General features: G+C 58.7%; 15 protein-coding genes. 4 read left to right on the plus strand and 11 right to left on the minus strand.

What is annotated here, in order from left to right; all coding sequences use genetic code 11:
- Window positions 1-7: 7 nt before the first annotated feature.
- Window positions 8-754 (plus strand): GntR family transcriptional regulator, encoded by a 747-nt coding sequence (locus I6L58_RS20825; protein WP_006176355.1) that lies wholly within the window; start codon window positions 8-10, stop codon window positions 752-754.
- Here the strand turns inward: I6L58_RS20825 and I6L58_RS20830 are convergent.
- The 3 genes from I6L58_RS20830 to I6L58_RS20840 are packed head-to-tail and all read right to left on the minus strand — an operon-like array spanning window position 728 to window position 3956.
- Window positions 728-1681: a PfkB family carbohydrate kinase gene (locus I6L58_RS20830; protein WP_088208116.1), complete on the minus strand. Its 954-nt coding sequence runs from the start codon at window positions 1679-1681 to the stop codon at window positions 728-730. The genes I6L58_RS20825 and I6L58_RS20830 overlap by 27 nt on opposite strands.
- Window positions 1678-2682, minus strand: a complete 1005-nt coding sequence (locus tag I6L58_RS20835; RefSeq protein ID WP_088208117.1) for an ADP-ribosylglycohydrolase family protein — start codon at window positions 2680-2682, stop codon at window positions 1678-1680. Before I6L58_RS20835 ends, I6L58_RS20830 begins: the two co-directional genes overlap by 4 nt.
- The gene (locus tag I6L58_RS20840) at window positions 2679-3956 is read right to left on the minus strand and encodes a nucleoside permease (protein ID WP_006176350.1); all 1278 of its coding nucleotides are present in this window, start codon (window positions 3954-3956) and stop codon (window positions 2679-2681) included. Before I6L58_RS20840 ends, I6L58_RS20835 begins: the two co-directional genes overlap by 4 nt.
- Before the next feature lie 251 nt (window positions 3957-4207).
- Between I6L58_RS20840 and fbaB the strand changes: the two genes are divergently transcribed.
- Window positions 4208-5260: a class I fructose-bisphosphate aldolase gene (fbaB, locus tag I6L58_RS20845; protein ID WP_006176348.1), complete on the plus strand. Its 1053-nt coding sequence runs from the start codon at window positions 4208-4210 to the stop codon at window positions 5258-5260.
- Window positions 5261-5432: 172 nt separating this feature from the next.
- Here the strand turns inward: fbaB and yegS are convergent, their stop codons facing one another.
- Complete coding sequence (yegS, locus tag I6L58_RS20850) at window positions 5433-6332, minus strand: lipid kinase YegS (protein WP_006176346.1); 900 nt, start codon at window positions 6330-6332, stop codon at window positions 5433-5435.
- Window positions 6333-6755: 423 nt separating this feature from the next.
- Here yegS and I6L58_RS20855 point away from each other — a divergent pair, with 423 nt between their 5' ends.
- Window positions 6756-7571, plus strand: a complete 816-nt coding sequence (locus I6L58_RS20855; RefSeq protein WP_088208118.1) for an RNase A-like domain-containing protein — start codon at window positions 6756-6758, stop codon at window positions 7569-7571.
- A gap of 9 nt (window positions 7572-7580) precedes the next feature.
- Window positions 7581-7919 carry a contact-dependent growth inhibition system immunity protein gene (locus I6L58_RS20860; protein ID WP_088208119.1) on the plus strand — a complete coding sequence of 113 codons (339 nt, stop codon included), beginning with the start codon at window positions 7581-7583 and terminating at the stop codon, window positions 7917-7919.
- Between the two features lie 255 nt (window positions 7920-8174).
- On the opposite strand, the gene trhP is transcribed toward I6L58_RS20860, so the two are convergent.
- From trhP to I6L58_RS20895, 7 genes are all read right to left on the minus strand, one after another.
- Window positions 8175-9536, minus strand: coding sequence for a prephenate-dependent tRNA uridine(34) hydroxylase TrhP (gene trhP / locus I6L58_RS20865; RefSeq protein ID WP_006176342.1), 1362 nt, complete (start codon window positions 9534-9536; stop codon window positions 8175-8177).
- A 202-nt stretch (window positions 9537-9738) separates the two neighbouring features.
- Window positions 9739-10461 carry an envelope stress response regulator BaeR gene (gene baeR, locus I6L58_RS20870; RefSeq protein WP_058609798.1) on the minus strand — a complete coding sequence of 241 codons (723 nt, stop codon included), beginning with the start codon at window positions 10459-10461 and terminating at the stop codon, window positions 9739-9741.
- Window positions 10458-11861 carry an envelope stress sensor histidine kinase BaeS gene (baeS, locus tag I6L58_RS20875; protein ID WP_088208120.1) on the minus strand — a complete coding sequence of 468 codons (1404 nt, stop codon included), beginning with the start codon at window positions 11859-11861 and terminating at the stop codon, window positions 10458-10460. Before baeS ends, baeR begins: the two co-directional genes overlap by 4 nt.
- Complete coding sequence (mdtD, locus tag I6L58_RS20880) at window positions 11858-13273, minus strand: MFS transporter (RefSeq protein ID WP_088208121.1); 1416 nt, start codon at window positions 13271-13273, stop codon at window positions 11858-11860. Before mdtD ends, baeS begins: the two co-directional genes overlap by 4 nt.
- Complete coding sequence (mdtC, locus tag I6L58_RS20885; protein ID WP_058609796.1) at window positions 13274-16351, minus strand: multidrug efflux RND transporter permease subunit MdtC; 3078 nt, start codon at window positions 16349-16351, stop codon at window positions 13274-13276.
- Complete coding sequence (locus I6L58_RS20890; protein ID WP_088208122.1) at window positions 16352-19474, minus strand: MdtB/MuxB family multidrug efflux RND transporter permease subunit; 3123 nt, start codon at window positions 19472-19474, stop codon at window positions 16352-16354.
- On the minus strand, window positions 19474-20718 hold the full coding sequence (locus I6L58_RS20895) for an MdtA/MuxA family multidrug efflux RND transporter periplasmic adaptor subunit (RefSeq protein WP_088208123.1): 1245 nt from the start codon (window positions 20716-20718) through the stop codon (window positions 19474-19476). The genes I6L58_RS20890 and I6L58_RS20895 overlap by 1 nt, the downstream gene beginning before the upstream one ends.
- Window positions 20719-20859 lie beyond the last annotated feature (141 nt).

The following is a 20859-nucleotide window of genomic DNA, read 5'->3' on the forward strand; positions in this document are numbered from 1 at the left end:
AACAGAGATGGAACAAGCGCATACCCGGTTGATCGCCCAACTCAATGAACGGATCGCCGCGCCCGATAATACGCCGCTGTACCTGAAATTTGCCGAAACGGTTAAAAACGCAGTACGCAGCGGCGTGCTGGCACACGGGAATATCCTGCCGGGCGAACGTGACCTGAGCCAGCTGACCGGGGTGTCACGCATCACCGTGCGTAAAGCGATGCAGGCGCTGGAGGAGGAGGGCGTGGTCACGCGCGCCCGCGGCTACGGCACACAAATCAACAATATCTTCGAATATTCGCTCAAGGAAGCGCGCGGGTTTTCTCAGCAGGTGGTGCTACGCGGCCAAAAGCCTAACACCCTGTGGGTCAACAAGCGGGTGGTGACCTGCCCGGAAGAGGTGGCTAACCATCTTTCCCTTCCGCCGGACAGCCAGGTTTTTTTGCTCAAACGCATCCGCTATGTGGATGACGATGCGGTGTCGATTGAGGAATCCTGGGTGCCGGTCGGGCTGATCCCCGATCCCGATGCCATCGGTGTTTCGCTGTACGACTATTTCCGCAGCCAGAATATCTACCCCCAGCGCACCCGCTCCCGCGTCAGCGCGCGGATGCCGGACGCTGAATTCCAGACCCACATTAAGATGGACGAAAAAATACCGGTGCTGGTGATCAAGCAAGTTGCGCTTGACCAACAGCACCGGCCGATTGAGTACAGTATTAGCTACTGTCGCAGCGATTTATACGTCTTTGTGTGCGAGGAGTAGCGCCTCGCGCGTGGGGGCACAGTCACCGCCGCGGTGGCTGACCACCCACGCGGCGACCGCATTTCCCAGCCGTACCGCATCCGCCAGACTCCAGCCCGCCGCCAGGCCGGCAAGCGTGCCGCCCGCGTGGCTGTCGCCCGCGCCAATGGTGTCCACCACCGTTGCTGAAAACGCTGGCACGTAGCCCGAGGCGTCGCCGTCGTACCAGGCCGCACCGTCTTTATCGTGCCGTACGATCAATGGCGCGGCGAAACGCTGCTGCCACTGCGCGCCGAGGGTGTCGACATGCATACCCGTTCGTTCAGCGGCAATATCCGCCTCCTGGCGATTAAGCGACACAATCGGTTTGCAGGCCATGATCCGCGCCATCAGCGCGTCGGGGATATCGGCAATGCGCGGGCCGAAGTCGATAAACGCGGTGACGTCCCGCAGCCCTTCCAGCCAGCGCGTCAGCCGTTCACCGCTCGGCGACGCCAGCTGATACCCGGACAACGAGACCAGGCTCCCTGGCGGCACGTTCAGCGCATCCAGCCAGCTCTGCTGCCACTGGTTTTCCACGCCGCTAAATGACATGAACGTGCGTTCGCCGTCGGGCTCGACCAGCGCCAGGCACCAGCCGTTATCGCCGGATTCGGCCTCGATGGCGCTGTGCAGATCCTGCTTCGCCATGGCGTTACGAATGATATCCGCCCACACGCCGTGCCCGACGGGCAGGGCATTTTGCGTCTCGATCCCAAGGCGTTTCAGGGCAATGGCGATGTTCAGCGCACAGCCGCCAATGTTTACCCCCTGCTGCTTTAGCTCGATATCACACCCGCGCCACGGCAGGGCGTAGGCATCGGCGATGACATCAATGACCGCCGCGCCCAGCACCGTTACCGGACGCGTGGCCCTAAGCGTGGCAAGGCTGTGGGCAAATGAACTCATACGCCCTCCCTTTGCTCCCGGTAGTGCAGCAGTTTTTCGCAGTAGTAGCCGAAATCAAGCTGGTTAATGGCGTCTAGCTCGACCTTAAGCGCCGGGTCAATCGCCTGCACCCCGTGAAGCGCGCCGCAGATTGCCGTTGCCATCGCACCGATGGTGTCCGTGTCACCGCCCAGATTGGCGCACAGGATCGCGCAGCGGTTCGGGTCGGTTCCGGCCAGTTCAACCATTGCGATAGCCGCAGGTACGGACTCAATGGTGCTGGTTCCCGCCCCGATAAGCTGATAAATCTGCTCGCTGGCGGACTCTGTCCCGTTTGCGTTGCGCACGGTTTTAAGCGCCAGCTCAATGCGGGCCGCAAGCGAAGCGCTAAAAGTGGTGGATTTCGCCTCCTGCGCCGCGCGGGCGATCCCCGGCAGGGCATCGACGATGTTCTGCCAGGACTCACCGTCGATGGCGCGCGTAATCGCCCAGGCAATCACGACCGCGCCGGCAACGGCCAGATCGGATTTATGCGTTGGGCTGGAGGCCAGCGCCACCTGCTCAACAAAATGCGCCAGACGCGTGGCGGGAAGCAGGCAGCCCAGCGGGGAAGCGCGCATCGCCGCACCGTTGGTGACGCCGTTGTTCTCCAGCTCGCTGACCGGCTTGCCGTCGCGGATGGCGTTAAGGGCAATTTTGGAGGTTGGCCCTAACACGTTCTTATTAAACGCGTCGAAGTCCAGCGCCCAGCGCAGAATATGCTTGCCGATAACGTCGGCGTTGATCTCCCCCTCGCACTCGATAATGGCGTCGGCCAGGCACAGCGCCATTGACGTATCGTCGGTGAATTCGGCGCGGTTGAAATAGCAGGCCGCATTATTTTCTGCCGGGCCGGGTAAGAAGTGGTCAATCCAGCCGAAGTGCGCTTTGACGCGCTTTCGTGGCCACAGCTCCGACGGCATGCCCATCGCATCCCCTAACGCCTGCCCGTAAAGAGCACCGAGAATACGTTCTCGTTTCATTTAACTTCCCCTCGTGTCAGCGCGGTATCGCCATCAACCACCTCAATTGCGGTGATCTCTTTATCCGATTCGCGGAAAAACAGCATAAACAGCACGGCGATCACGGCAATCATGATCCCGCCAAACGTCCACATTCCGGCCCAGTTGAAGGTCAAGCCATTCACCGGCTCTTTATATGCGAACATTTTTTCCATCATTACGCCGCCCAGGCGGTAACCCAGCAGGCTACCAAAGCCCTGACAGCACAGCGTAATCAGGCCCTGCGCCGCGGTGCGCATGTGCGCGGGCGCTTTTTTGTCCACGTAGATGTACGCGGTCACGTAATAGAAGTCGTAGCTCACCCCGTGCAGCAGAATGCCGAGGAACAGCAGGGCATAGGTGAAGTACTGTTCCGCGCCGCCGTAAACAAAGAAGCCATAACGGATGGCGGCGGTGATCAGGCCCAGTAACAAGACCTTCTTAATACCAAAGCGTTTGGTGAAGAACGGCAGGGCCAGCATAAAGAAGATTTCGGAGAACTGGCCGAGCGTCATCCAGCCGGTGGCGTTTTTCATACCCACTTCGGTGAGATAGCCGTTGGCGAAGATGTAGTAGAAGGCCAGCGGCATGGCGAACAGGAACGAACAGATAAAGAACACCAGGAAGTTTTTATCGCGCAGCAGGATCAGCGCGTCCAGCCCCAGCATCACTTTGACATCCAGCTTGCCGGTACTTTTCGGCGGGGTGTTTGGCAGGAATAGCGCGAACACGCCGAGCAGCGCGGAGCTGGCTGCGGTCATCAGCAGCGGAATATTGGTATCTGAAATATCGTTATAGCCCAGCATCTGCGGCAGGAAACCGCACGCCAGCCCGGAGGCGATCCAGCCGATGGTGCCCATCACGCGGATGCGCGGGAAATCGGCTTCGACATCATCCACGTTGGCAAAGGCGATGCTGTTGGTCAGCGCAATGGTCGGCATGTAGGTTAATGAGTAGGCCAGCAGCAGTGGGAAGAAGGTGCTGAACTGGGTTTGCTGTGCAGCGAAGTACATCAGCACCGCCCCGGCGAACATCAGCACTGCCAGCACTTTCTGGGCGGCAAAGAAACGGTCGGTCAGCGAGCCGACGAGGATCGGCGAGACGATCGCGGCGATGGCGGTACAGGCGTAAGACCAGCCAATTTCCCCCGCGGTAAAACCGCTTTTGCTGAGCCATAGCCACAGTGGCACAAACCATGCGCCCCAGATAAACCATTCAACAAACATCATGAATGACAGTTGGACTTTCGTTTTCATTGTTTAATCCTGCATGTCAGAGAGGGTACGCCTTTAACATACCATCTAATAATACCTTTTAAATACCTTTAAGGCGATTGTTTGATCGGTGTAACAAAATTGTTGTAACCGAAACGAGCCAGCAGATTGTGCTTAAAAAAGTTGCAGATGGTGGAAAATCTGTTAAGTCGGTACCAGGCTTAGTCTGCCCACAACACGGTGGGACTGGATAACACACGCCGACATCACGTCGGACTTACGGGAGCATCACTATGACTGATATTGCGCAGTTGCTTGGCAAAGACGCCGACAGCCTTTTACAGCATCGTTGTATGACCATTCCAGCCGACCAGCTTTACCTGCCTGGTCACGACTACGTAGATCGCGTAATGGTGGACAACAACCGTCCACCGGCGGTACTGCGAAATATGCAGACGCTCTACAACACCGGACGACTGGCCGGCACGGGTTACCTCTCTATTTTACCTGTAGATCAGGGCGTTGAGCACTCCGCAGGGGCATCCTTTGCGGCTAACCCGCTGTACTTTGACCCAAAAAACATTGTTGAGCTGGCGATTGAAGCCGGCTGTAACTGCGTGGCCTCCACCTATGGCGTGCTGGCCTCGGTGTCGCGCCGCTATGCGCACCGCATTCCGTTCCTCGTTAAACTCAACCATAACGAAACCCTGAGCTACCCGACGGAATACGACCAGACGCTCTACGCGAGCGTTGAGCAGGCGTTCAACATGGGCGCAGTCGCGGTTGGCGCGACCATCTACTTCGGCTCCGAACAGTCGCGTCGCCAGATTGAAGAGATTTCTGCGGCGTTTGAACGCGCGCATGAGCTGGGTATGGTGACAGTGCTGTGGGCCTATCTGCGTAACAACGCGTTCAAAAAAGACGGGGTGGATTACCATGTTTCCGCCGACCTCACCGGCCAGGCGAACCATCTGGCGGCCACCATCGGCGCGGATATCGTCAAGCAGAAGATGGCCGAGAATAACGGCGGCTACAAAGCGGTGAACTATGGTTACACCGACGACCGCGTGTACAGCAAGCTGACCAGCGAAAACCCGATCGATCTGGTGCGCTACCAGCTGGCGAACTGCTACATGGGGCGCGCCGGGCTGATTAACTCCGGCGGTGCGGCGGGCGGTGATACCGACCTCACTGACGCGGTGCGTACGGCGGTGATCAACAAACGCGCGGGCGGCATGGGGCTGATCCTTGGTCGTAAGGCCTTCAAGAAAACCATGGCCGACGGCGTGAAGCTGATCAATGCGGTGCAGGATGTCTATCTGGATAGCAAAGTGACGATCGCGTAACGTTTTGCCCCTCACCCTGACCCTCTCCCGGTGGGAGAGGGAATCGGGCGGAGTCGCCTTGTAGCCTCGTCCTTCATGGGGGAGGGCGTCGCACGGGACAGTTTTTCCCCCTCCCACATGGAGAGGGAGAATTGTAGGCCGGGTAAGGCGTAGCCGCCACCCGGCAAAAACATCAGCGCAGAAGCGGGCAGTCCGGCGGCAACCGGCACTGCAGCGCGCCCGGCACAACTTCGATGCGGAACCGATCGCCGCTCAACGGCTCGCCATCAAGGTTAAAGGTCATGCCGTTTGGGGCGACCACCTCAAACCACGCGGATTTTCCGTCGATAATATTCGGGCTTTCTGCTGGCTGGGTCAGGGTGGTAAACAGCGCGGGTAGCAGCCCGTCGCCGGTGAAGATCCGCAGCTGTAGCTGCCCATCGTTAATCAACGCCTCCGGGCAGAGTTGCTGTCCGCCGCCCGCCTGGCGACCGTTGCCGATGCCGATCACCAGCGCATCGCCCTGCCAGTGGAAATTCTCACCGCTGATTTCACAGCTGTCCGGCTTAAGGGTGTCCATACGCATCAGGCCGTGAATCAAATAGGAGACGCCGCCGAGTGCGGCCTTCAGCTTTTCCGGCGTTTCGCTGGTGATGCGCGTGCCGAATCCGCCGGTAGCCATATTGATAAAGCAGGTCTGATCGTTCACCTGTGCAATGTCGACGGCGGTGGCTTTACCGAGGATCGCCAGCTGTAGCGCTTTCATAAAATCCTCGGGGATGCCGGCGCTGGTGGCAAAATCGTTGGCGGTGCCAAGGGGCAGAATGCCCATCACCGGGCGGTCCGCCGGGTTGAGGTCGATCAGCGCCCCGGCGATTTCGTTGATGGTACCGTCGCCGCCGCCGGAAATAATCGTATCAACGCCGAGGCGTCTCCCTTCGTCGATATAGCGCGCCGCGTCGCCTTTTTCCCACGTCACCCGGACGTGAATAGATGCGCCGTCTTCACGCAGTTCGTCGATCGCCTGACGCAGCAAATCATTGCCTGCACTTTTACCATTAAGAATCAATAAACTGTCTGGATAGGTTGCCATCCACGTTGCTCCCTTTTCTTGGTCTACCAAGAGTGTATCTCAGGGAGGGGAAAAGCGGGTAAGAACAGGACGAAAGGCAAAAAATAAGGCTAACACTAAAGCTACCCAGGTTACGCAGAGGCGTTAAACCACGTTGGCCCATGCGTGTACTTTGGGCGGAAGGGTTATGGCAGCAGGAGGCGATATCAGTCATCCACAATTTAAGGTATCAAGCCCGGCCAAAATTCCGAAATTCCCGGATAATATCTCACAGGCACAGACCCAGTAAACGTAACGCAGCCGGGGCTAAAACGTGTTTGAAGGGCAGGAGGCGTTAAACAACGAGCAATACGCGCGAGGCGTAAGCTGATGAATCATTATTGACCTTACATCTGATGGATAATAACCTCGGGTTTAACTGCTTAATGATAAAAGGGAGTTTATATGCAAACCCAGGATGGGCTTACCGTTACGATATCTCCGGTACAGATGGCCGCTATATTACGTGGTAAAACTGTCAGCGAAGGAGAAACAATGAGTAACCGTTTATGGGGCGGTCTGGGCGTTGTAAGCGGCGTTGTAGAAATGTTCGGTGCAGGCGTTTTGTGTGTGGTTCCTGAACCCACAATGTTATCTAAAGCAGGATGTGTTGTTGTAGGCTCTCATAGTCTCGATACCCTAACGGCGTCATTTAAGCAGGTGATTACGGGCAGACAAACATCAACTGCCACTGCACAACTGGCTGAGATCGCTGCCGGTGAGCTCGGTGCAAGCGCGGAAACCGCTTATAAAGTCGGTGTGACATTTGATATTGCGGTTCCTTTTGCATTTGCGGGGGCTGCCGGAGCCGCCAGGATTGGATCCATATATTCAGGGCGCATTCGATTGTTGGATCATGAAGGTGGAAAATTAGGGCATACTATTGCTCGCCATGTTGGAAGGACGCCTGAGCAGTTGAAAGCGAGATTTTTAGAGGCTCGTGTACCCACTGCATCCAGTTCATTTTTTAATATCAGACAAGCGGAACTGGTCATTTCTGAGGTTTTTTCTGTGAAAAAAAGTCAGATAGAGGCTGCGCTAAAGTATTCTAATGCGCGCACTACCTTATCCTATTCACACAAATTCAGGGTGCCAGTAGGGTATTATATTGAGAAGGGTTCTGATAAGGTTAAAAAAGTCTATGGCGTGCGGTTAGTTATCAGACCATCGACATATAATGGAAAACTTTTCTATATTGTGACGGCATTTCCAATACCTTAAGGGGGCGCTATGGATGCGGATATCTATAAACCATGTGAGCTTGATAATTTGGTCGTAATATATTTCGGGCAGGATTGCGATATTTTTGATGCCGACTGTGATTTTGACAATTTGTTGAATGAATATTTGACCACTTCGCCAGTATTCAGCCTTAGAATGTGCCTGGCAAATTTAACTGAAATAGAGTCTGATCCTGATGGGGTTAAGATTTTTTCAGAACGTTATCGTCACGAATTTGACCCTGAGGGTTGGAATATGACAGCGCAGGAATGGCTCGGTACTGTTAAAGCCCGACTGATAAGCTACATGACAGCCAAAGGTTACTCGACAGAGTTGTCGCATTTCTAGTATACAGCGGGCCAGCACTACGCACTCTGATTCAGACCGAGCGGTCGTGAAACCGGCGTCAAACAATGTCCAGTGGTTTGACGCAAAAAAATAAGCCCGCGTAAGGGAGATTACGCAGGCTAAGGAGGTGGTTCCTGGTACAGCTAGCATTTATGGGTTATGTTTTTCAGCGGGGGGATAATACCCGTAACGAGCGAAGCGGTATGTGATCCGTTTCTAAGAATTATCCCAGCGTGAAAAAATTTCCCTAATCAACTATTTTGCGTGCGGATTGCGGGTGTTTTCACCGTCAAAGTTGCGCATCAGCAGCGCAAACTCCAGCTCCACCTCTTCCGGAACCGGCAGCCATACGGTATGACCATCGCCCGGTGCGACCTCAATTGCCTCGCCTTTGCCGTTTTCCAGATGCTCCAGCGTGAAGTTCATGTTGCCCTGAGGGGTCATCAGCTCCAGGCTGTCGCCTTTGGTGAATTTGTTTTTCACCGCGACGGCTGCCAGCGGGCCTTTACGCTCGCCGGTGAAATCGCCGACAAACTGCTGGCGTTCAGAAATGGAGTAGCCGTGCTCGTAGTTCTGATAGTCGTCATGGGTGTGACGGCGCAGGAAACCTTCGGTGTACCCGCGATGCGCCAGCCCTTCCAGCGTTTCTAGCAGGGTGGTGTCGAATGGTTTACCGGCTGCTGCATCGTCGATCGCCTTGCGATAAACCTGTGCGGTGCGTGCGCAGTAGTAATAAGATTTGGTGCGACCCTCGATTTTCAGCGAATGCACGCCCATCTGGGTTAAACGCTCGACGTGCGCGATGGCGCGCAGATCTTTGGAGTTCATGATGTAGGTGCCGTGCTCGTCTTCAAAGGCAGTCATGTACTCGCCCGGACGTTTAGCCTCTTCAATCATAAACACGCTGTCGGTCGGCGCGCCGATGCCGAGCGTCGGCTCCACGTTAGTCACCGGGATCGGTTCGTGCTTGTGCACGATGTTACCGATGTCGTCCTCTTTGCCTTCCTGAACGTTGTACTCCCAGCGGCAGGCGTTGGTGCAGGTGCCCTGGTTAGGATCGCGTTTGTTGATATACCCCGAGAGCAGGCAGCGGCCGGAGTAGGCCATGCACAGCGCGCCGTGGACGAAGATCTCAATCTCCATGTCCGGCACCTGAGTGCGGATCTCTTCAATCTCTTCGAGGGACAGTTCACGAGACAGAATGACGCGGGTCAGCCCCATCTGTTTCCAGAATTTCACCGTCGCCCAGTTAACGGCGTTAGCCTGAACGGAGAGGTGAATGTCCATTTCCGGGAAGTTCTCCCGAACCAGCATGATTAAACCCGGGTCCGACATGATCAGCGCGTCCGGCCCCATTTCCACCACCGGCTTCAGGTCACGGATGAACGTTTTCAGCTTGGCGTTGTGCGGCGCGATATTGACCACCACGTAGAATTTTTTGCCCAGGGCATGCGCTTCGTTGATGCCGAGCTGCAGGTTCTCGTGGTTGAATTCGTTGTTGCGCACGCGCAGCGAGTAGCGCGGCTGGCCCGCGTAAACGGCATCGGCACCATAGGCAAAGGCGTAACGCATATTTTGCAGCGTTCCCGCCGGGGAAAGGAGTTCCGGTTTAAACATGTTTGTTCTCATTCTGATGACAGGTCAGATCCGCGAGCACCAGGTGACGCGGTAGGGGGAGTTCCCATACTTTAAGGGCGGGCATTGTAGCGCTGCGGGGCGGGGAGGTAAAGCCTTTGCCCCACCCGAACGGGCGAGGGTGAAAGAGGGCTCTGTACAGTCCCCTCTCCCAGGGGAGAGGGTCAGGGTGAGGGGAGTAACCTCACATTATCCTGCACGCATCCGCTTCCCAGCGATACCCGACACCGTACACCGCGCGGATAAACGACTGGTCAGCGTCGAGCGCTTCCAGCTTGCGGCGCAGGTTTTTGATATGGCTGTCGATGGTGCGGTCGGTCACCACGCGGTAATCATCGTAAAGGTGGTTCAACAGCTGTTCGCGGGAGAAAACCTTCCCCGGCTCGTGAGAGAGGGTTTTCAGCAGGCGAAACTCGGCAGGGGTAAGGTCCAGAAGCTTGCTGCGCCAGCTGGCCTGGAAACGGCTTTCGTCGACAATCAGCGGGCTTTCGGCGTCCAGCACCTGCAGCTCGCGCTGCGGCCTGCAGCGGCGCAGGATAGTTTTCACGCGGGCAACCACTTCGCGTGGGCTGTAGGGTTTGCAGATGTAATCGTCAGCGCCAATTTCGAGCCCCAGCAGGCGGTCGATCTCTTCGATTTTGGCGGTCACCATAACGATGGGCACGTCTGAAAAGCGGCGGATTTCCCGGCACAGGGTCAGGCCGTCGGTGCCCGGCAACATCAGGTCCAGCAGGATCAGGTCCGGCGGAGTCTGGCGCACATAGGGGAGCACCTGGTCGCCATGATTAATCAGCGTGGGGGCATAGCCTGCGGCGCGTAAATAATCGATAAGCAGTTGCCCAAGCTTAGGCTCGTCTTCCACGATAAGAATGCGCGGTGTGTTTTCGTCAATCGGTAATTCGGTCATGCTTCTCTCGATAAATCCCGTTCCAGAGGTAACTCTACTGTAATGCTAACCCCACCAAATGGCGAATGGGCGGCGCGGATCGTGCCGTTGTGGGCTTCGACGATGTTAACGCAGATCGCCAGCCCCAGCCCGGAGCCGCCGCTGGCGCGGTTGCGCGAGCCTTCGGTGCGGTAAAAGCGCTCGAATAATTTTTCCAGCTGCGCGTCCTGCACGCCGGGGGCGGAATCGGCAAAGGTCAGGGCGAAGCGTCCGTTCTCTTGTTTGCCGGAGATAAGTAGTCCGCCACCGCTGTCGGTATAGCGCAGGCTGTTTTCCAGCAGGTTATTGAACAACTGCATCAGGCGGTCGGGGTCGCCAAACACCACGGCGCTGTCCGGTAGCGAGAGGTCAATTTTCAGGTTGCGGCTGGCAAAGCGTTCCCGGAATGCGCCGCTGACCACTTCAAGAATGTTAATCACGTCCACTGGCGCTTTTTGGTAGGCTAGCGCGCCCTCGTCGGACATTGAGAGTTGGTGCAGGTCGTCCACCAGCTTGGTGAGCGTCCCGACCTCGGCCTGTAATGACGCCACCGATTCAGGCGTAAACTGGCGCACGCCGTCCTGAATCGCCTCCAGCTCGCCGCGCAGCACCGCCAGCGGGGTGCGCAGTTCGTGGGAAATGTCGGCCATAAAATCGCGGCGCATCTGCTGGTTTTTCTCCAGCGTGCTGGCGAGCTGGTTGAAGTCCTGGGCCAGCTTGCCCAGCTCATCCTGGCTGCGGGTATCCACGCGGGTGGAGAAATCCCCGGCGGCCAGCTTGTGGGTGCCTTCTACCAGACGTTTTACCGGCGCAAGCAGGCCGCGCGCCAGCGGGAAGGTGGCAAGTGCGGCCAGCAGGGTGGAGAGGGCGACAATCAGCCAGCTGGTCTGGCGCTGCTGGCGGTCAAAGTTGATATCCGTGTTGCGCGTCAGACGCTCGACCGGGGAGGCGATGACCCAGCCGACGGTCTCATTGTTAACCCTGATGGCGCGCTTTGAGCCGTCGGGCGGGACCGGCGCGCGCGGGCCAACCAGCACGCGCATCTCCTGGTCAATCACCCAGAACTGGGTGCGCCAGCCGTGCGGCGGCATGCCGGGGCCGGGGCGGTCGTCATCGTTATCGTGCTCCAGCGAACGCAGGATCTGAAACACGAAGCGGTCGTTATTGAGCAGAAAACGCCAGTTCCCGTGCAGGGCGTACTGCTCGCCAAGCGCATCGCCTAAGCCCTGCAGGCGTTGCTCGTTGCCGTGCTTGATGTAGTCGATAAAGCCTCGCTCAAAGCTGACCCGCACCGCCCAGTGCATGGTGATCAGCAGAACGATACAGGTGGCAAAAATCGCTACAAACAGCTTGCCGGTGATGCCCGGACGCCAGAATTTCATGGTGCACTCCTTTTGCCGCGTCGGATCACGACATTCTTACGGGTATCGTTCGGGACTCTGGCGAAGATAAAAGCGGGCAGGGCGATAATCACCGCCATGCTGAGATAGGTATATAAAAACACCTGATGCGCGCCCGGGGTGTCGACGCTGAGATGCTGCTGGCCGTACATGCCGAGCAGGATGCCCGCCATGGTCACGCCCACGCTCATCGAAAGCTGCATAATCATCGACAGCAGGCTGTTACCGCTGCTTGCCAGCTCGTCCGGCAGGTCTTTCAGCGTCAGGGTATTCATCGACGAGAAGCGCATGGAGTTAATGATGCCCTGGCAGAACAGCACCAGCGGCAGCGCGTAATACCAGCCCATCAGCGCCACGGCCATAAACAGCAGGCTTACCAGCGCCAGCCCAAGCGTGGCGGCGACCAACACCCGGCGGTAGCCGAAGCGGTTGACCACCTGCACCACGATGCGCTTCATGCCCATGCTGCCGAGCACCATCGGGATCATCATCAGGCCCGCGTGGAACGGCGAAAAGCCCAGGCCAATCTGTAAAAAGACCGGCGTCATAAACGGCAGCATGCCGCTGCCGATGCGCCCGGCGAAGCTGCCGAACAGGCCAAGGCGGTAGGTGGGGTTTTTAAACAGATGAAGGCTAAACAGCGCTTTGTCGTTCCCTCTGGCATGCCACAGATACCACAGAATGGCGGTGATGCCGAGGGCGACCAGTATCCCCAGGGTCAGAGAGGAGATCCCCAGCCCTTTCTGCCCGTCGAGCGCCAGCGTCAGCGTGGCCATCCCGGCGGCCAGCAGGATAAAGCCAAAGACGTCGAAGCGCCGGGTCTGCATGGTGTAGTTCGGCATCAGCATCAGGGTGGCGATCGCCCCCACGATGCCGACCGGCAGGTTGATCAAGAAGATCCAGTGCCACGAGGCGTACTCCACCAGAATCCCGCCCAGCGCCGGGCCGAGCAGCGGCCCCACCTGGCCGGGGAGCGTCACGAAGGTCATCGCCGCCATATACTGCTCGCGCGGGACTATTTTCATTACCGTTAGCCGCCCCACGGGCACCATCATCGCGCCGCCCACGCCCTGTAAGACGCGGGCCATAATTAGCTGATCGAGCGTGTTCGCCTGGGCGCAAAACAGCGATCCCACGGTAAACAGCACGATGGCGGTGAAAAAGATATTTCTCACCCCGACTTTATCCGCCAGCCAGCCGCTGGCGGGGAGCATTACTGCCACCGTCAGCACATAGGAGACGATCACCATATGCATGTGCAGCGGGCTTTCCCCCAGGCTTTTCGCCATGGAGGGGAGGGCGGTATTCACGATGGTGGTGTCCAGCGACTGCATGAAGAAGCCGAACGCCACTATCCATAGCTGCCAGCGAACCTGACGGGGAAGATCGGTCATTTACTCGGTCACCGTTGTTCTGTTTTTACGTGAAAAACGCAGCCGCAGACGATCGAAAAACAGATAGACCACCGGCGTGGTGTAGAGCGTCAACAGCTGGCTCATCACCAGCCCGCCAACAATGGTGATCCCCAGCGGCTGGCGCAGTTCGGACCCGTCGCCACCGGAAATGACCAGCGGCAGCGCGCCAAACAGCGCCGCCAGCGTGGTCATCATGATCGGGCGAAAACGCAGCAGGCAGGCCTGGAATATAGCCTCTTCCGGCGTCAGGTTGCCGTTGCGCTGGGCGTCCAGCGCGAAGTCGACCATCATGATCGCGTTTTTCTTCACAATGCCTATTAATAGCATGATACCAATCAGCGCGATGAGGCTGAACGGCGCGCCGAACAATTCCAGCGCCAGCAGCGCCCCCACGCCCGCCGACGGTAACGTCGAGAGGATGGTCAGCGGATGGACGTAGCTCTCATACAACACGCCGAGCACGATATAGACCGTCGCAATCGCCGCGAGGATCAGGATCACCTGCGAGTTCATCGTGTCCTGGAATACCTGCGCGGTACCGGCAAAGCTGCCGCGCACCGTAGAGGGCACGCCAAGCTGGATCATGGTGCGGTTAATGGCATCGCTCGCTTCAGACAGCGACGAGCCGGTCGGCAGGTTGAAGGAGACCGTCGATGCCGCCGACAGCCCCTGATGGTTCACCGACAGCGGCGCGTTCGCGGGCTGCCAGCTGGCAAAGTAGGAGAGCGGGATCGCCTTGCCGTCGCTGTTAATCACAAACATTTTGTCCAGCGCGCTGATGTCCTGGGTGTAGCGCGGATCGACCTCCATCACCACCTTGTACTGGTTCATCGGCTGGTAGATGGTGGAGATTTCACGCTGACCAAAGGCGTTGTTCAGCAGGCTGTTGGCCGCCGCCACGTCAATCCCCAGCCGCGACATGGTTTCGCGATCGTAGGTCAGGTTCATCTCCGCGCCGTTGTTTTGGCTGTCGGAGTTCACGTCGGCCAGCTGCGGCAGAGCGGCCAGGGCCTTGCGGATCTTCGGCTCCCACTCGCGCAGCGCGGCTAAGTCATCCGAGAGCAGGGTATACTGATAGCTGGCGTTGGCCTGACGTCCGCCGACGCGGATATCCTGAACGGCCATCAAAAACAGGTTTGCACCCGGCTCTTTGGCGAGCTTGACCCGCAGACGGTCGATCACCTGCTGCGCGGTTTCGTTACGCTCATCCCGCGATTTCAGGGTGATAAACATCATCCCGCTGTTCACGCGCGACCCGCCGGTAAAACCGGTGACGTTATCCACGGCTTTGTCTTCACGAATAATCTTCATAAAGTCCTGCAGCTTGCCGCGCATCGCCTGGAAGGAGATGCTCTGGTCGGCCTGAATACCGCCCATCAGCACCCCGGTATCCTGTTCCGGGAAAAAGGTTTTCGGGATGGAGATATACATCCAGACGTTCAGCGCGATGGTGCCCACCAGCACCAGCCCGACGATGCGGGTGTGATTCAGCACCCATTTCAGCGATTTGCCGTAGCCTTCCTGCATCGCCATCAGTACGCGGCCAAAACCCTTACGGCGCGGCTGGGTGTGCGGTTTGCTGCGCTTGAGCATCCAGCCGCACATCATCGGCGTGAGGGTGAGTGAGATCACCAGCGAGATACCAATCGCGACGGAAAGCGTGACGGCAAATTCGCGCAGCAGGCGGCCAGGAAGCCCGCCCATCAGCAGCAGCGGCAGGAATACCGCCACCAGCGACAGGCTCATGGAGAGCACCGTAAAGCCGACCTCGCGCGTGCCCTGCAGCGCAGCCTGCAGCGGCTTCATGCCCGCTTCGAGGTGGCGTGAGATGTTTTCCAGCACCACTATCGCATCATCCACCACGAAGCCGGTGGCGATGGTCAACGCCATCAGCGACAGGTTGTTGAGACTGAAGCCACACAGGTACATGGCAGCAAAGGTGCCGATTAGCGACACGGGTACGGCAACGGCCGGGATCAGCGTCGCGCGGCCCGAGCGCAGGAACAGGAAGACCACCAGGATCACCAGCGCGACGGAGATGATCAGCGTCTGCTCAACCTCTTCAAGCGAGGCGCGGATCGTCGGGGAACGATCCTGGGCAATCTGCAGGTCTATCGCCGCCGGAATGGTCTCCTGCAGCTCCGGCAGTCGCGCGCGAATGCTGTTCACCGTCTGGATAATATTGGCTTCCGGCAGCTTGCGGATCATCAGCAGAATCGCCGGTTTGGCATTGGTCATCCCGGCGTTGCGCACGTCCTGCACCGAATCGGTCACGCTGGCGACATCGCTCAGACGCACCGCCGCGCCGTTGTTGTAGTGAATAATCAGCGGCTGGTATTCCGCGGCGGTTTTGAGCTCATCGTTTGTCTGGATCTGCCAGCGGTGGCTGCTGTCTTCAATCGCCCCCTGCGGTTTGCGCACGTTTGCGTTGCTGATGGCGGAACGCACGTCGTCCAGCGACACTCCCTGGTTGAACAGCGCCTGCGGGTTGAGCCCCACGCGCACGGCGGGCAGGGAGCTACCGCCCACGTCGACGTCGCCCACGCCGTCGATCTGGGCGATGGTCTGCGCCAGTTGGGTAGAGGCAAAGTCATACAGCTCGCCCTGGGAATAGGTGTCCGAGGTGAGCGTTAAGATCATGATGGGCGCGTCGGACGGGTTGGCTTTGCGATAGGTCGGCCTGCTCGGCATACCGCTCGGCAGCAGGCTCTGCGCGGCGTTGATCGCTGCCTGCACGTCGCGCGCTGCGCCGTTGATATCCCGGTCGAAGTTGAACTCAAGGATAATACGCGTGCTGCCCAGTGAACTGCTGGAGGTCATTTCGTTGACCCCCGCAATGCGCCCGAGTGACCGCTCCAGCGGCGTGGCGACCGACGAGGCCATGGTTTCCGGCGACGCGCCGGGCAGCGAGGCGCTGACCATGATCACCGGGAAGTCCACCTGCGGCAGCGGGGCTACCGGCAACAGCCGGAAGCCGAGTACGCCGCACAGGGTGATGGCGAGCGAAATCAATATCGTCGCCACCGGGCGGTAAATGAAGAGCGCGAAAAACTTCACTTACGCCTCCTCTTCACGTTTCGGGAAGCGGCTTTTGGTCCACAGGGCCAGACGGTCAAACAGCAGGTAGATCACCGGCGTGGTAAACAGCGTCAGCACCTGGCTGACCAGCAGACCGCCGACCATACCGATCCCTAAAGGACGCCGCAGCTCGGCCCCAACGCCGGTACTCAGCATCAGCGGCAGCGCGCCTAACAGGGCGGCGAGGGTGGTCATCAGGATCGGACGAAAACGCAGCAGACAGGCCTGGAAGATCGCATCGCGCGGCGACATTCCCTGCTCGCGCTCGGCGGCAAGGGCGAAGTCGATCATCATGATGGCGTTTTTCTTGACGATACCGATGAGCAGAATGATGCCGATAATCGCAATCACGTCCAGCTCGCTGCCCGCCAGCATCAGCGCTAACAGCGCCCCGACGCCCGCCGTCGGCAGGGTGGAGAGGATGGTGATCGGGTGAATAAAGCTTTCATACAGTACGCCCAGCACGATGTACATTGCCACCACGGCGGCCACGATCAGCCAGATGGTGCTGCCCAGCGCCGCCTGGAACGCCAGCGTGCTCCCCTGGAACTGGGTCTGTATATCCGTCGGGAAGCCGAGGTTTTTTTCGGCGTTCTGGATCGCTTCCACCGCCTCGCCCAGCGAGTATCCGTCCGGGACGTTAAACGAAATGGTGGTCGACGGGAACTGATCCAGATGGTTGATGGTCAGCGGGGTGTGGCGCTCTTCCACGCTGGCAATGGCGCTGAGCGGCACGATGCCGCCGTCCTTACTGGTCAGACGTACGGTGTCCAGCGCGGCAAGCCCGGGCGTGTTCCCGGTGTTGTGCTCCAGCACTACGCGGTACTGGTTCGCCTGCGTGTAAATAGTGGAGATCAGGCGCTGGCCAAAGGCGTTGTACAGTGCGTTATCCACGTCCGCCATGGAAATACCCAGACGGCTGGCGGTGTCACGGTTGACGTTAACGTAGGCCGCCAGCCCTTTATCCTGCCAGTCGCTGCTGACGTCGGAGAGCTGCGGGAGGCCGCGCAGAGTATCAACCAGCTGCGGCACCCAGGTACTGAGCGCCTCCAGGCTGGTGGTCTGCAGAGTAAACTGGTACTGAGTGCGGCTCACCTGGGTATCAATGGTTAAATCCTGAATCGGCTGCAGGTAGAGTTCGATGCCCGGCACCTTCGCCACCGCGTTTTGCAGGCGCTGGATCACCGTGTTGACGCGATCGTCACGGTCATCAAGCGGTTTGAGGTTGATCTGCAGGCGCGCGCTGTTCAGCGACGGGTTAGTGCCGTCGACGCCCACGTAGGCGGTGAGGCTTTCCACCGCCGGATCTTTCATGATGATCTCCGACACCTGCTGCTGGCGCTGTGCCATGTTGGCGAACGATACGGTCTGCGGGGCCTGTAACGTGCCCTGAATAATGCCGTTGTCCTGAATCGGGAAGAAGCCTTTCGGGATGAAAATCCACAGCATCACGCTGAGCGCCAGCGTACCCAGGGCAACCCCAAGCGTCGCCCACGGGTGGTTCAGCACCTTCGCCAGCACGTGGCCGTAGGCGGCGATGATGCGTTCGAACATCCGCTCTGAGGCGCGCGAGAAACGGTTTTGCTTGCGCAGGGACTCCACGCTCAGCATGCGGGCACACATCATCGGGGTCAGCGTCAGCGACACCACGGCGGAGATCAGGATCGCCACCGCCAGGGTGACGGCAAACTCCCGGAACAGTCGCCCGACGATATCGCCCATAAACAGCAGCGGGATCAGCACCGCAATCAGCGAGAAAGTGAGGGAGATAATGGTAAAGCCGATCTCGCCCGCCCCCTTCAGCGCGGCGGCGAGGGGCTTCTCGCCTTTCTCGATGTAGCGCGAAATGTTCTCGATCACCACAATGGCGTCATCCACCACGAAACCGGTGGCGATGGTCAGGGCCATCAGCGTCAGGTTGTTGATCGAGAAATCAAGGAACACCATCACCGCAAAGGTTCCGACCAGCGAGAGCGGTACGGCGACGGCGGGAATAATGGTGGCCGGCACGTTGCGCAGGAACAGGTAGATAATCATGACCACCAGCGCAATCGCCAGCATCAGCTCGAACTGGGTGTCGGTAACGGAGGCGCGAATGTTGGTGGTGCGGTCGGAAAGCACCTTCACGCTGACCGATTTCGGCAGGCTTTCAATCAGCTGCGGCAGCATGGCACGAATACTGTCGGCGGTCTCGATGATGTTCGCACCCGGCTGGCGCTGAACGTTCATGACAATCGCCTGCTGCTTGTTGGCCCACGCGCCAAGCCAGCTGTTTTCCGCGCCTTGTTCTACGGTTGCCACGTCGCCGAGGCGAATTGGCGCGCCGTTCTGGTAGGCGACAATCAGCTGGCGATACTCATCGGCTGACTGCATCTGATCGTTGGCCGAAAGCGTGACCGCGCGGGTTGGCCCGTCCAGCGAGCCTTTGGCCGAGTTGACGTTGGCGCTGGTGATGGCGGTACGAATGGTTTCGCTGGTTAACCCCAGCGCGGCAATCGCCTGCGCGTTAAGCTTCACGCGCACGGCAGGACGTTGTCCGCCCGCCAGGGTCACCAGACCGACGCCCGTTACCTGTGAAATCTTCTGTGCCACGCGGGTTTCAACCATATCTTCCACCTGCGTCATCGGCATGGCGGAGGAGGTGACGGCCAGCGTCATGATTGGCGGATCGGCCGGGTTGACCTTGCTGTAGACCGGCGGATTAGGCAGGTCAGACGGCAGCAGGTTGGTGGCGGCGTTGATCGCGGCCTGCACCTCCTGCTCGGCGACGTCCAGCGAGAGCGTCAGCTGGAACTGCAGCGTAACTACTGACGCCCCACCAGAGCTTTGCGAGGACATCTGCTTCAGGCCAGACATCTGCCCAAACTGGCGCTCCAGCGGCGCGGTAATGGCCGACGTCACCACGTCCGGGCTGGCGCCAGGGTAGAGCGTGACCACCTGAATCGTAGGGTAATCCACTTCCGGCAGCGCCGACACGGGCAGAAAGCGATAGCCAATTATCCCGGCCAGCAAAATGGCCACCATCAACAGCGTGGTGGCGACGGGGCGCATAATAAACAGGCGTGATGGCCCACCTGTCGCGCTTGGTGGCAAGACCTGCATCAGGCGCTGGCTCCCTGTTTAGCGTGCTCGCGTTTCGCCGGCTGTTCGCTGGTGGTCGTGCCATGCGCCTCGACCACTTCGACGCGCGCCCCTTCCGTGAGACGGTCGATGCCGTCGGTTACCACCCGATCGCCTGCGGATAGCCCGGCGCTAATCACCACCGTCTGGCTATCCTGAATCCCGGTTTTCACCAGATGCTTGCTGACCTGGTTGTCATCGTTCAGCACCCAGACGAAGTTGCCTTCGTTACCCATCTGCAGCGCTGCCGTTGGGATCACCACCGCGTTTTCTTCGGTAGAGACCAGCATGCGCGCGTTAACGAACTGATTCGGGAAAAGCGCATCATCCTGATTGCTAAAGCGTGCTTTCAGCTTGATGGTACCGGTGGTGGTATCAATCTGGTTATCGAGGCTCAGCAGCGATCCTTCGCTGAGTTTCTGTTTGTTGGTGCGGTCCCAGGCTTCAACCACCAGCCCTTTACCGGCTTTTTGCGCCTGCACCACGGTGGCGATGTCGCTCTCCGGCAGGGTAAAGACTAAATCGATGGGGTGAGTCTGGGTAATGACCACGATGCCCGTGGTATCGCCGCTGGAGATCTGGTTACCGATATCAACCTGCTTTAGGCCGACGCGTCCGTCAATCGGCGCGGTAATGCGGCTCCAGTCGAGCTGCAGCTGGGCGCTGGCGACCGCTGCTTCGTCTGCTTTGATCGTGCCTCGGGTTTCGCTGACCAGCGACTGCTGAGTGTCCAGTTCCTGACGCGACACCAGGTTGGTTTTCACCAACTGCTGATAGCGGGCGAGATCGCGCTGGGCGTTGGCTAAGGTGGCTTTGTCTTTGGCAAGCTGCCCCTGCGCCTGAGCGAGCGAGACTTTGAACTGGCTTGGGTCGATCTCTGCCAGTAAATCACCGGCCTTAACCTGCTGGCCTTCCTGGAAGTGAAGCGCCATCAGCTGCCCCTCTACCCGGCTGCGCACGGTGACGGTATTGGCCGCAGTAATGGTGCCAAGCCCGGTGAGATAACGCGGAACGGCTTTGTTGACGGCGGTCGCTGCCTGCACGGGGGCCAGCGCCGCGCCGCGCATACCGTGGCGGCCACCGCCCGCCGCGCGCGGAGATGCGCTGCTCGCCCCCGAAGATGCAGGGGACTTCGCGGATTGACTGTGCCAGTACCAGGCGGCGGCAAGGACCACCACAATGATGCCAGCGGCGATAGCCCAGCGGGATTTGTTACTGCCTTTCATCGTTTTACGTTCTCATCCTGAAACACTTCGGGGAATGATACTAGTTTAGTCAGGCTACCCGGCAGAAAAATGGAGGAAATGTGGAACACTGTCTGGAATTGTCTGAATGGCGGGAGAGGGAGTCGATCCTTTTTCTCCCTC

Source organism: Enterobacter cancerogenus (genome assembly GCF_019047785.1).
GTDB classification, from domain to species: domain Bacteria; phylum Pseudomonadota; class Gammaproteobacteria; order Enterobacterales; family Enterobacteriaceae; genus Enterobacter; species Enterobacter cancerogenus.

What these genes read in the sequence shown, in the direction of transcription:
- fbaB (WP_006176348.1), top strand. Translation starts at nt 4,208, where the DNA reads ATGACTGATATTGCGCAGTTGCTTGGCAAAGACGCCGACAGCCTTTTA.
- I6L58_RS20840 (WP_006176350.1), bottom strand. Translation starts at nt 3,956, where the DNA reads ATGAAAACGAAAGTCCAACTGTCATTCATGATGTTTGTTGAATGGTTT.
- I6L58_RS20860 (WP_088208119.1), top strand. Translation starts at nt 7,581, where the DNA reads ATGGATGCGGATATCTATAAACCATGTGAGCTTGATAATTTGGTCGTA.
- baeR (WP_058609798.1), bottom strand. Translation starts at nt 10,461, where the DNA reads ATGACCGAATTACCGATTGACGAAAACACACCGCGCATTCTTATCGTG.
- mdtD (WP_088208121.1), bottom strand. Translation starts at nt 13,273, where the DNA reads ATGACCGATCTTCCCCGTCAGGTTCGCTGGCAGCTATGGATAGTGGCG.
- I6L58_RS20830 (WP_088208116.1), bottom strand. Translation starts at nt 1,681, where the DNA reads ATGAGTTCATTTGCCCACAGCCTTGCCACGCTTAGGGCCACGCGTCCG.
- baeS (WP_088208120.1), bottom strand. Translation starts at nt 11,861, where the DNA reads ATGAAATTCTGGCGTCCGGGCATCACCGGCAAGCTGTTTGTAGCGATT.
- I6L58_RS20890 (WP_088208122.1), bottom strand. Translation starts at nt 19,474, where the DNA reads ATGCAGGTCTTGCCACCAAGCGCGACAGGTGGGCCATCACGCCTGTTT.
- I6L58_RS20825 (WP_006176355.1), top strand. Translation starts at nt 8, where the DNA reads ATGGAACAAGCGCATACCCGGTTGATCGCCCAACTCAATGAACGGATC.
- I6L58_RS20895 (WP_088208123.1), bottom strand. Translation starts at nt 20,718, where the DNA reads ATGAAAGGCAGTAACAAATCCCGCTGGGCTATCGCCGCTGGCATCATT.
- yegS (WP_006176346.1), bottom strand. Translation starts at nt 6,332, where the DNA reads ATGGCAACCTATCCAGACAGTTTATTGATTCTTAATGGTAAAAGTGCA.
- I6L58_RS20835 (WP_088208117.1), bottom strand. Translation starts at nt 2,682, where the DNA reads ATGAAACGAGAACGTATTCTCGGTGCTCTTTACGGGCAGGCGTTAGGG.
- trhP (WP_006176342.1), bottom strand. Translation starts at nt 9,536, where the DNA reads ATGTTTAAACCGGAACTCCTTTCCCCGGCGGGAACGCTGCAAAATATG.
- I6L58_RS20855 (WP_088208118.1), top strand. Translation starts at nt 6,756, where the DNA reads ATGCAAACCCAGGATGGGCTTACCGTTACGATATCTCCGGTACAGATG.